We start from the raw sequence: 9,288 nt of genomic DNA, 5'->3' as shown, positions 1-9,288 counted from the left end.
GCTTTGCTCGCATATTCCATGGAAGCCGGTCAAGGTTTGTTCATCTTCCAAAACTGGCAGGGAAATACGGATGCCGAAAAAGCAACGCTAACCTTCCGTATAAGGCGGCGAAAATCCGACCTGTCCGTATTTCCTAAACCGTGCCCGCATGGCAGTCCAGCATAAGCTGAACGGCACGTCGCAGCGTGAGCGCAGAAACGCCCTGTCCAAATTGCCCAGGCAAAAGGCAGCAGACCCGACCGCAACGGGTCGCCCCACCGCGCCACCTCTCTTGCGCGGTGGGTTTTGATATGCGGGTGTAGAAAGGAAGTTGCCTGCCGTCCTGATCCCCAAGCGGCAGACAAGCCGGTTCGATTCCGGCCACCCGTGCAAGAGGATAAACACCGAATATAGAAAAGAGAAGAAATGAAAACCGTACAGGAGATTATGGCTGAAAATGGCTCTTTGGCAAACATAGAGCGTTTTCAGACGATGCAAAAGTGGGATTACAAGCGCAAGGTGGAGCACGCGCAGGAAATGGCCGAGGCATTCTACTACTGGGCAAAAGAGCACGACAAGGGCGTGCATCTGTCTGTTGGTGGTCTGGATTCCATCACGCTGCACTACTTTTTGGAGAGCATCGGACTTCCCGTTACATGCGTGTCCTGCTCATCTCTGGAAGGCAAGGGCGTGCAGCAGGTGCACAAGCAGATCGCGAAAGAGATGGAGACCGAATACAAAAACTGGATGGGCGAGGGCGAAGCGCCGTCCTTCGTGTTCCTGAAGCCGTTGAAAAGCAAGGTTCAGGTCTTGCAGGAATTTGGCTGGCCGGTCATCAGCAAAGAAAAGGCAGGCAAGATCATGCTGCTGCAAAACCCGACAGAGCAAAACGCAACCGTGCGGCATGCGATCATCACCGGGGAAACCGGCGAATACGGCGGATGGCAGAAAAACAGCCGGATGAAGCTGCCGCAAAAGTGGCTTGAGCTGTTCGGCGGTGCCGATGCAGAGGGAGCGGCGCTTGGGTATCAGGCGGCCCCGTTCAAAGTATCTGACCGCTGCTGCTACTACCTCAAGGAAAAGCCCTGCAACGACTGGGCGCGGGAACACAACAGCGTGCCTTACATGGGCCTTATGGCCAGCGAGGGCGGACGGCGCGAAAAGAGCCTGAAGATGCACGGCTGCAACTACTTCGGAAAGACCACCACCCGCAGCGCGCCCTTTGCCATCTTTGACCGACAAGACGTTTTGCAGCTTGCGCTGAACCTAGACGTGCCAATTCCAGCCGAATATGGTGAAATCGAGAAGGACAGAGACGGCAAGCTGTATACCACAAAGGCACAGCGCACCGGCTGCACCATGTGCGGCTTTGGAATCCACGTCGAGGGCAGGCCACATCGGTTTGACGTTCTTCGGGAGACAAATCCCAAAGAGTGGGAGTTCTGGATGAAGCACGTCTGCCGGGACGAAAACGGAAACTGGTACGGCTGGGGTCGTGTGCTGGACTACATCGGCATCGGATGGGAAGATACGCCGGAACAGGCTGTACAGATATGTATAGAAGATTTAATAGAAGGAACTAGAAATGAAAATGTCAACGGTCAATAAAGCAGTGCTTGCCGCACTTCTGACAGCAGCACTCATCGGCGGCGTAAGGGACGCGGCTTTGAGGAATCGGATCAACGATCTGGAAGGACAACGCATTATCTATGCCGCCCGTCTGGCAAACTGGCAGGATAGGGCGATTAAGGATGAAGAAGTTATCGACCAGTTACAGACTGCCGCCAATGAAAATGCCCTGCCGGATGGGCTGACAAAGGAATATGCCGGGAAATTTCTGTGCACGGCATACTGCACAGAAGAATACCAGCACATTTGCGGCACCGGCGACGGCATCACCGACAGCGGCGCACCGGTGACGGCGGGGCTGACTGTTGCAGCAGATGAAAGCCTGCCGTTTGGAACCGTTCTGTACATAGAAAACATTGGCGTGCGCGTTGTGCAGGATCGCGGTGTAGCCATTCAAGGCAATAAGCTGGACGTGGCTGTTTATGGCAGCCATGAGGATGCACTGAACTGGGAAGGATACGGCGAACACCGGGTGTGGATCATCCGCGAAGCAGAATGATTGGAGAAAAAGATGGAATTTCCGAGTAAAAAGTATTCCGTAATCTATGCTGACCCACCGTGGAGCTACCGCCAGCACGGAACTGGGCCAAAAAGCCGGGGAAATGCGGCGCAGCATTACCACACTATGACGACGGATGACATCTGTGCGTTACCTGTCCACCAGCTTGCGGGGGGGGGGCACGGCGTGCTTCATGTGGGCAACGTTCCCACAAATTGCCGATGCTCTGCGAGTTATGGAAGCGTGGGGATTTGAGTACAAGACCTGCGCCTTTGTCTGGATCAAGAAAAACCGCAAGAGCGACACGAACTTTTGGGGCATGGGAGCATACACAAGGGCGAATGCGGAAATTTGCCTGCTTGGCGTAACACCGGGATTCAAGGCCGCCGCTCAGATCAAGAGCCACGCTGTGCATCAAGTGATAGAATCACCGATACAGGAACACAGCGCAAAGCCGAATGAAGCAAGACGCAGAATCGTTGAACTGCTGGGAGATGTCCCTAGAATAGAACTTTTTGCACGTCAACGTGTACCAGGTTGGGATGCATGGGGCGACGAGATAGGAGAAATCGAATGAAAGAAGGCATAGAGTGCAAAGCCTGCCCTGTCTGTGGCGGACAAATTATCGTGTCGGATCATTGGATGTTTTCTTACGATCAGCTGCTTGGCAAGCGCGGAAAACTTCTAAAGAAAAGAACGAAAAGTCCAGCAGGCCCGGTTGAATGCCAGACGGCATATTGTCTGGATTGCAAAGAAGTGTGGAATGCCGACGAGTTTATGATAGACGAAGAAGATCGATTTGTAGACTTCAAAGATAGGGGAAATGGCTAAAAACATGGATCATAAAGTGAAAATTGGAAAGATAGAAGCGACCGGAATTTTCGCGGTACTGGTGATCGCGGCAGCAGTTCTCTGGTTGGTGGCGGATGTGCTTGTCCCGGCGGCGCTGGTAAAATTCTGCTGGATGTATTTGATGAGGTGAAAAATGAATTGCGATATTTGTAGAGCAAGGAAACGATGTGTACTGTATGTGCAGCCGGGATCGTTCATGTGCGCACTCTATCGGTTACAACAGAGTTTGGAGGGAAAAGAACCGGCTCTGCCGCAGCCGACATTCTGCCCATATTGTGGGAAACCGCTGAAAATCATTGAAACAGAACGATTTTGCACGAATATGGAGTGCGCAAATAGATATCAACCCATGGGAAGATAAGCATAGGTAAAGCGTGGAGCCGCCCGGCGCGGCGGCTTCTTTTTATATGAGCATGGGACAGGCCCCACCCGGTTCAAGCCCGGAAATGCCCACCGAAAGAAAAATAAACAGAAGGGAGCAGACGATGGCGAAGTTCAGCATCATGTTGTTTGGCATTGACAGCTATACGAAAGAAAATATGTATCTGCCGTATAAGCTGGAAGCAAAAAATGCGAATGCGGCAGTCCGCGAAGCGAGGAAACGCGCAAAGAGTGCCTATCCTGAGTTCATCGAAGACGGTGATCCTGACGTGGAGGTGGTGAGAAGATGAAACTTTCTGCACTGGCTGCCCAGATTAAGGGCTGCGGGCATTGTGAGGTAATCAACAACGGCGGCAGGATTTTCGTTGGCACGGGAAGTGCTTTTTACTGCATGGACGGCTATCCCAGAACACAGGACGCGGGAGAGCTGGGCGCTATGCTGGGAATTCCGCAGAAGAAGATGAAGAACATCTTATACCATGAAGAATACACCATCGACGGAAAACTGTACGGCGTGAGGTGGGATGACGAGCCGGAACATGAAGGAACCACCTCTGAAATCAAGACGCGGATCGTTATCAACGGAGAAGAACTTATCGCGTTGCGAAATCCTGACGGCAGCGTCGGGTTCATTCGGTCAGAACTGCTGAAACCGGTGGAAGGCGAGCTGAACAAGGAATTTGCGCAGATTTGTGTACGCCCCACCAATCAGGAGCAACGGTTCATCTATGCCGTGAAGGACGGCATGATCCTTCGGGCACTGATTGCGCCTATGAATATCAAGGACAACGTGGCGGATGATCTGGACGAAATCATAGCGGAGCTGATGTCCAGACGACAAAAACAAATCATCGAAAAGATGCACGATGACTTGCAGGGCTTGGCCGACCAGGAAGTGGCTGAGAAAACCGCACAAGTTGAAAATCGGGAGGAAAAATAATGGATGCTGTAGAAAAAGATGTCCGTTTGCTGGTCAAAAAGGAGCTGAGAGCCGCAAACCAGAATTTTCCGATGTTCCATAGCGCACATGAAGGGTGGGCAGTGGTCCGGGAGGAAATGAGCGAAGCGGAAACGGAACGCTATCTGCTGGACAGGTGGATTGAAGAACGCCTGTGGAACGAGGTCAAGGCAGACCTGCAAATCCCGAAAGAGGACCTGAAGGAAATGCAACACCGGGCTGTTCATATGGCGGTTGAAGCAATCCAGCTGGCAGCAATGATCTGCAAGCTGGAACGGAGCCAGCGCCGGTGGCCGAAAAAGATGGAACAACTTTTCTAAAGAAAGGAGGAAAACATCATGAATTTGACCAAAGAAACCATCGAAAAGGCAGTCAGCTGGTGGGCAGGAAAGCTGATTGACAGTCAGCCCCACAGCAACGGGGATGATAGCATCAATTCCGTTATGGCGTGTTTCATTGCAGACGCGAAACGGCAGGACGTTACGCTAGATCAGTTAAACGTGTTTAAAAAGGCTTTGAGCAAGCACATTAAAGAAGGCGCGACAGAGAGAATTTTTAATCTTTCCATCGTGTGCGACTATGGCCCGTGCAAGATGCTGGCGGATGCTGCGAATGAAGCAGGCATCAGCACAGCAAACTTCCCGTTCAAAACCATGATGTTTCTTTCCGAAAAAGAGGGTATTGTGGTGCGCGACGGATACGGCGCTCCACCCGTCAGGATTTGAGGTGACAGCATGGACAAGAAAAAAGATACCCCGGCGGAAGTTGAAACCGTCACGGTGACAATGAGCCGCCCGGTGGCGGAAGCTGTGCAGGCTGCTTGCGAGATGTATCTGCGCCTGCACATGGGGCAGTTTAATGATCTGGCAGAAGACCTCTGCATGGCGAAGCACTATGCCGATGTGGATGCAAAACGGTTCAGAGCGATAGAGGACGAAAACGACAGTCTTTTTCAAGCGCTGGACAGACGGAACGCGATGCAGGACGATATGGAAAGAACATATAAAATGTTTGCCTGCCACCCGCTCATCGAAGACGGTATGAGGGTTCCGTATCGCGCAGAAACGGTCTGGCTGGGCATTCGTCATGCGCTGGCGTGGCACGATAAGCCGGAGGGAGACCGGATGAACGTGTGCTTTGATAAGCCGCTGAACCGGTCGGATCAGCCGCAACCCACTGTGAAGCTGACAACCACCGAAGATCATGAGCCGAAGCATGATGAAAAGAAAGCAAAAGGCGGGAGAACAAAAAAGTGAGAAGAGATGTCGAGATAAGAATTTGCGATCGTTGCAAAAAAGAAATAATGCTGGATCGGTACAAAAGCGGCTATTCGGAAGCTCTCAGGGCGTGGAAAGAAGGGCCAATCAAAGACACTGACCTTTGCCCAGAGTGCTACAAGCTGTACTCCGAAACGATGACTAAATTTTGGAGGGCAGAAAACAATGGTTAAAGAAATCTGCGAAAGGTGCGGAAAGGTCTATGAAGCCGGTCCGCACACTCACTACTGCAAGGAATGCAGAAAAGAAATTCTCAGCGCAGCAGCAAAGAAAAGAAATCTTTCCACCTTGGGCAATAAAGCCAGAAAGGAAAAAGCAAATGAGCGAAAGAATGATAATTGATGCTCTGCCGGTCAGAAATAATATTCTGCTGGGAATCATGGAAACAAAAACGGGAAACGTGGTTGTGGATGCGATGATCCAGAGCGCATTTAGAGCTTGCATCGAAGAACTGGACGGCGCACCGGTAGTGGAAGTACCAGAATGGCGGCGGGCGAGTGATCCACCGCCCACCCACAATGAAACCTGGCATGATGGCGATGAAGTTTACTCCGGAGAAACCAGCATGAAGGTGTGGGCATACTGCGCAGATGGCACTCAGCACGATGCTCACTATGAAATACACGATGGCAACGGACAGTGGTTTGTTGAGGGGAAGGACGACAAGTTCAGTGAACACGGTAATGTGACACACTGGATGTACTACCCGGCGGCACCGAAAGACTAACTGCCAGAAAATGGCGAAAAGCATAACCTAAAGGGGCGAAAGTCCTCTTTGGGGAGCTTGTATACCCGTTATTTCTGTGACTGTGATGGTCCACAGAAGAAAAATAAACACAGGAAGTTGACCGGGGCAGGAGGTGATAGGGATGCGCAGAAACTATATCAGAGAAAAAAAGATTATCTGTGGTAATAGTTATATGGCTGTGTGTCTCTACGCCATTACCCCGCAGGAACGGAACACCAGAGGGAAGAAGCAGAAGAAGTCCGGCGAAAGACAGAAAGCCAGAAACAAAATGTCCTCTCTGAGGAAAAAGCAGAGGAAAGTTGTTACAAACTTCACAAAAGACGGGTTCTTCCTGTCTGGGACGTTTGAAGAAATCTTTCTGCCAGACGATTTTCTAGGATGCGTCCGGGAAGTAAAAAACTATAAGCGCCGTGTAATTGCTGCAATCTGCAAACGGTTCAAGATTGCCCGGGAGAAAATCAAAATGATGCTCTGGGCTGTGCGCAAGGGCAAAGATGGCCGTTTACATATGCACGGCTTTGTAGAGTGCATCGGGCTTGACCAGATCGACCGCCGCGAAGTGCGCGAAATGCTGGAAGACCTCTGGCGTCGCCGTATTCCCGGAACAAACGAGTATGAAAGTCTGGGAACCATGAATGCGGATCGCATTGACATGAAAAAAATTCTTGGAACAGACCAGACAACGCAAGGAAAGTACGGAACGGTCGGGTATATCTACAACCACACAGAGCGTGTATGCATCGAAACCAAAAACCTGATTTTGCCGGAAGAGCAGGCACCGAACGATACAAAGTGGAGCCGTCGTCAACTGAGGGACGCCTGCGGAGATATGCAGAACGATGAATACTGGTGGAGCCAGCGTTTCCCGGGATGGAAACTGGAAAAAAGCGTTGTTTACGATCCGGGAGAACTGCACAAGTCAGACCAAACCCGGGAAGATGGCTGGGAAGTGACGGAGCCACAGTGTTATGCAATTTTAAGCAGAAGGTGGTGAAAAGGTGAGCGCAAGACTAGAACTGGACGATCTGCCGCCGCGCTACCGGGCACAGGTAGAAGCCCAAATCGCCAGACGAACAAGGGAAAAGTGCATCCCGGTACAGCAGACGTTGGCGGATGCGGCAAAGTCTGCTGGGAAAATCGGGAGAACTTTCGAGAGCCGGGGAGAGTACGAGTATTACATATCCGTGGTGGTGCCGGGCATTGAATCCGGCAGGATCATCAAGGCAACGCCGCACGTTGCCTTTCCTCTGCTGCCTGCAAAGGAGTATGGCAATGTCAAACTGCCAGCGGCGCGATATACGGCAGACTATGTGTTGGTGTATGCTGATGGCGCGGTGGAAGTGGTAGAAATCAAGTCGAAATTCACCCGGCGGGCACAGCGGGACTACATTTACCGCCGCCGGTTGTTTATTGACCTGATCGCAGAGCCAAAAGGCTATAAGTTCACGGAAATCATCACGCCGGACAGCAAGGATGAAATCCGGGAGTGGAAACGCCTTGCAAAACAGGCAGGAAGGAGTGAAAAGCTGTGACAGATGAAGAAAAGGCAAGGTTTGAGACAAACGCGGTGTTTCTTTGCCGTGAAATCAGCAAAGAAACCGGTCAGATCGCGGTCTATGAGCTGGATGTGCCGGTAGATGGTCACATGATCTTCTGCCTGCGCATTCGGCAGCAGTTCAACCCGGAACTGCGGTATTTTGTGGTCGGAGAAAAATTCTACACGGCACACAAGCAAGAAATCATTGCCAGCTTGAAAAAGCGCCGGGTGCTGAAAGATAAAATTGAAATCATGGGGCCTATTGTCGAACTGGGAAGATAAACCGCAGAAAAGAGGTGCAGAACATGGGGAAGCCTAAGAAAAAGCCACTCCCGGCGTATTTCAAAAAGTCGCTGGGTTTACAGATCAGGCAAAAGCAGGCAGCCCGCCGAAAGGCGGAGTTGGAAGCCAAAAAGGCAGATACCACAAAAAAACAGTAACGGCAGAGCCGCAGGAGGGCGCAGAAGATGCGGATTGAAGATGCAAAAATGGTTTTGGACTACGCGGCGGATATCCAAAAGAAGCTGCGCACCATTGCGGCAGAAAAAGACCTGCTGGAAGGCGATCTGAACTGTCTGCGCGGCATTGAGTACGGCGGAATGCCGCACGGAAGCGGACACAGCGACAGCACGGCAGACATTGCCCAGAGAGCCGAAGAACTGGGGAGCATTGACCGTTTGCGGGAACTAGAAGTACAAGAAGTGGTGCTGCGTGGGGACTTTGCTGCGATCCGCGCACAAATCTGGTCACTAAAGACTGTGTACACAACAGTGATTTCGGAATTATGGCTGTGTGGCCACAGTTCGGAGGAAACGGCGCATAAAATCGGGTACAGCGTATCGCACACAAAGCGGATAAAAGCAGAAGCTTTGGTGCGGCTTGCTGAAAGCCTTGACGATATGCCGCAGGCGGAAGAAATCCGTGCGCGTGCGTATAATGCGCGTAAGTAAAGCGCACCAGCTTAGAGAATGCAAACGCTGCACCCTGGAAGGGTATACGAAAAACGTGAAAGCGTTTCACCTTCGCGCGTATGATATAAAGGCAAATTCGGCCGGAAACCATTACGCGTATGTGAAACATTTCAGCGAAACGCAAAAACGCCGCTGGGAAACAAACACGAATACCCGAAACAATGAAAAATGAGAAAAGAAATACCCGGCGGGCTGTATGGCCTACCGGGTATTTCTTTATTCGTCAATTTTCAAGAAGTGGATCGTGGGCGGATCTGGCGTGGTGCGATAATAACGTCCGTCCTCATAATTCAGGTCTGTCACATGATCCCACCACGAAATACAGCCGTGCTCGTGCTGGGCACTCTCCATTGCTGCTTTTGCCTGCTGTTCGGTCAAACCGTCGAATAACAAACGGCTGCCGTCTGCAAAGCTGGCAACAAGCCGCCAAGGGGCGAAGATTTCAGCGTTTTCCATG

The 9,288-nt window shown here is 51.5% G+C and carries 16 protein-coding genes, 1 tRNA gene and 1 pseudogene; 17 read left to right on the top strand and 1 reads right to left on the bottom strand.

The features are described 5' to 3' along the window. Window positions 1-292: 292 nt before the first annotated feature. The 17 genes and pseudogenes from ACXPUX_RS11735 to ACXPUX_RS11655 all read left to right on the top strand — a co-directional run bounded on the left by ACXPUX_RS11735 (window position 293) and on the right by ACXPUX_RS11655 (window position 8,810). Window positions 293-369 (top strand) — tRNA-OTHER (locus ACXPUX_RS11735). Window positions 370-405: 36 nt separating this feature from the next. Beyond that, on the top strand, window positions 406-1,587 hold the full coding sequence (locus ACXPUX_RS11730) for a hypothetical protein (RefSeq protein ID WP_458828456.1): 1,182 nt from the start codon (window positions 406-408) through the stop codon (window positions 1,585-1,587). Next, window positions 1,565-2,107: a 3D domain-containing protein gene (locus ACXPUX_RS11725; protein WP_458828455.1), complete on the top strand. Its 543-nt coding sequence runs from the start codon at window positions 1,565-1,567 to the stop codon at window positions 2,105-2,107. Before ACXPUX_RS11730 ends, ACXPUX_RS11725 begins: the two co-directional genes overlap by 23 nt. A 12-nt stretch (window positions 2,108-2,119) precedes the next feature. Next, window positions 2,120-2,684, top strand: a pseudogene (locus ACXPUX_RS11720) (MT-A70 family methyltransferase). Continuing rightward, window positions 2,681-2,938 (top strand): hypothetical protein, encoded by a 258-nt coding sequence (locus ACXPUX_RS11715; RefSeq protein ID WP_458828454.1) that lies wholly within the window; start codon window positions 2,681-2,683, stop codon window positions 2,936-2,938. Before ACXPUX_RS11720 ends, ACXPUX_RS11715 begins: the two are co-directional and overlap by 4 nt. Then, a complete protein-coding gene (locus ACXPUX_RS11710) occupies window positions 2,931-3,089 on the top strand; it encodes a hypothetical protein (protein ID WP_458828453.1) in 159 nt (52 codons plus the stop codon). Before ACXPUX_RS11715 ends, ACXPUX_RS11710 begins: the two co-directional genes overlap by 8 nt. Window positions 3,090-3,366: 277 nt before the next feature. Continuing rightward, window positions 3,367-3,630, top strand: coding sequence for a hypothetical protein (locus ACXPUX_RS11705; protein WP_458828452.1), 264 nt, complete (start codon window positions 3,367-3,369; stop codon window positions 3,628-3,630). Further along, entirely contained in the window at window positions 3,627-4,280 is a 654-nt protein-coding gene (locus tag ACXPUX_RS11700; protein WP_458828451.1) for a hypothetical protein, read from the top strand. The genes ACXPUX_RS11705 and ACXPUX_RS11700 overlap by 4 nt, the downstream gene beginning before the upstream one ends. After that, window positions 4,280-4,618 (top strand): hypothetical protein, encoded by a 339-nt coding sequence (locus ACXPUX_RS11695; protein ID WP_458828450.1) that lies wholly within the window; start codon window positions 4,280-4,282, stop codon window positions 4,616-4,618. Before ACXPUX_RS11700 ends, ACXPUX_RS11695 begins: the two co-directional genes overlap by 1 nt. A gap of 18 nt (window positions 4,619-4,636) precedes the next feature. Next, window positions 4,637-5,023 (top strand): hypothetical protein, encoded by a 387-nt coding sequence (locus tag ACXPUX_RS11690; RefSeq protein ID WP_458828449.1) that lies wholly within the window; start codon window positions 4,637-4,639, stop codon window positions 5,021-5,023. A gap of 9 nt (window positions 5,024-5,032) precedes the next feature. Then, window positions 5,033-5,554: a hypothetical protein gene (locus tag ACXPUX_RS11685; protein ID WP_458828447.1), complete on the top strand. Its 522-nt coding sequence runs from the start codon at window positions 5,033-5,035 to the stop codon at window positions 5,552-5,554. A gap of 186 nt (window positions 5,555-5,740) precedes the next feature. Further along, on the top strand, window positions 5,741-5,917 hold the full coding sequence (locus ACXPUX_RS11680; RefSeq protein ID WP_458828446.1) for a hypothetical protein: 177 nt from the start codon (window positions 5,741-5,743) through the stop codon (window positions 5,915-5,917). Further along, window positions 5,895-6,302, top strand: coding sequence for a hypothetical protein (locus ACXPUX_RS11675; RefSeq protein ID WP_458828445.1), 408 nt, complete (start codon window positions 5,895-5,897; stop codon window positions 6,300-6,302). Before ACXPUX_RS11680 ends, ACXPUX_RS11675 begins: the two co-directional genes overlap by 23 nt. A 142-nt stretch (window positions 6,303-6,444) precedes the next feature. Further along, the gene (locus tag ACXPUX_RS11670; RefSeq protein WP_458828443.1) at window positions 6,445-7,317 is read left to right on the top strand and encodes a hypothetical protein; all 873 of its coding nucleotides are present in this window, start codon (window positions 6,445-6,447) and stop codon (window positions 7,315-7,317) included. Between the two features lie 4 nt (window positions 7,318-7,321). After that, window positions 7,322-7,855: a DUF1064 domain-containing protein gene (locus ACXPUX_RS11665; protein ID WP_458828442.1), complete on the top strand. Its 534-nt coding sequence runs from the start codon at window positions 7,322-7,324 to the stop codon at window positions 7,853-7,855. Beyond that, on the top strand, window positions 7,852-8,142 hold the full coding sequence (locus tag ACXPUX_RS11660; protein ID WP_458828441.1) for a hypothetical protein: 291 nt from the start codon (window positions 7,852-7,854) through the stop codon (window positions 8,140-8,142). The genes ACXPUX_RS11665 and ACXPUX_RS11660 overlap by 4 nt, the downstream gene beginning before the upstream one ends. 185 nt (window positions 8,143-8,327) lie before the next feature. Further along, complete coding sequence (locus tag ACXPUX_RS11655; protein ID WP_458828440.1) at window positions 8,328-8,810, top strand: hypothetical protein; 483 nt, start codon at window positions 8,328-8,330, stop codon at window positions 8,808-8,810. A 237-nt stretch (window positions 8,811-9,047) separates the two neighbouring features. On the opposite strand, the gene ACXPUX_RS11650 is transcribed toward ACXPUX_RS11655, so the two are convergent. Next, entirely contained in the window at window positions 9,048-9,287 is a 240-nt protein-coding gene (locus ACXPUX_RS11650; RefSeq protein WP_458828439.1) for a hypothetical protein, read from the bottom strand. Window position 9,288 lies beyond the last annotated feature (1 nt).

It is taken from the genome of Faecalibacterium sp. PGM34, assembly GCF_054456555.1.
Note: the sequence above shows the minus strand (reverse complement) of the source record. Positions and strands in the feature narration are given on the sequence as shown.

Coding starts and splice junctions, on each gene's coding strand:
- ACXPUX_RS11730 (WP_458828456.1), top strand. CDS start 406: ATGAAAACCGTACAGGAGATTATGGCTGAAAATGGCTCTTTGGCAAAC.
- ACXPUX_RS11725 (WP_458828455.1), top strand. CDS start 1,565: ATGAAAATGTCAACGGTCAATAAAGCAGTGCTTGCCGCACTTCTGACA.
- ACXPUX_RS11715 (WP_458828454.1), top strand. CDS start 2,681: ATGAAAGAAGGCATAGAGTGCAAAGCCTGCCCTGTCTGTGGCGGACAA.
- ACXPUX_RS11710 (WP_458828453.1), top strand. CDS start 2,931: ATGGCTAAAAACATGGATCATAAAGTGAAAATTGGAAAGATAGAAGCG.
- ACXPUX_RS11705 (WP_458828452.1), top strand. CDS start 3,367: ATGAGCATGGGACAGGCCCCACCCGGTTCAAGCCCGGAAATGCCCACC.
- ACXPUX_RS11700 (WP_458828451.1), top strand. CDS start 3,627: ATGAAACTTTCTGCACTGGCTGCCCAGATTAAGGGCTGCGGGCATTGT.
- ACXPUX_RS11695 (WP_458828450.1), top strand. CDS start 4,280: ATGGATGCTGTAGAAAAAGATGTCCGTTTGCTGGTCAAAAAGGAGCTG.
- ACXPUX_RS11690 (WP_458828449.1), top strand. CDS start 4,637: ATGAATTTGACCAAAGAAACCATCGAAAAGGCAGTCAGCTGGTGGGCA.
- ACXPUX_RS11685 (WP_458828447.1), top strand. CDS start 5,033: ATGGACAAGAAAAAAGATACCCCGGCGGAAGTTGAAACCGTCACGGTG.
- ACXPUX_RS11680 (WP_458828446.1), top strand. CDS start 5,741: ATGGTTAAAGAAATCTGCGAAAGGTGCGGAAAGGTCTATGAAGCCGGT.
- ACXPUX_RS11675 (WP_458828445.1), top strand. CDS start 5,895: ATGAGCGAAAGAATGATAATTGATGCTCTGCCGGTCAGAAATAATATT.
- ACXPUX_RS11670 (WP_458828443.1), top strand. CDS start 6,445: ATGCGCAGAAACTATATCAGAGAAAAAAAGATTATCTGTGGTAATAGT.
- ACXPUX_RS11655 (WP_458828440.1), top strand. CDS start 8,328: ATGCGGATTGAAGATGCAAAAATGGTTTTGGACTACGCGGCGGATATC.
- ACXPUX_RS11650 (WP_458828439.1), bottom strand. CDS start 9,287: ATGGAAAACGCTGAAATCTTCGCCCCTTGGCGGCTTGTTGCCAGCTTT.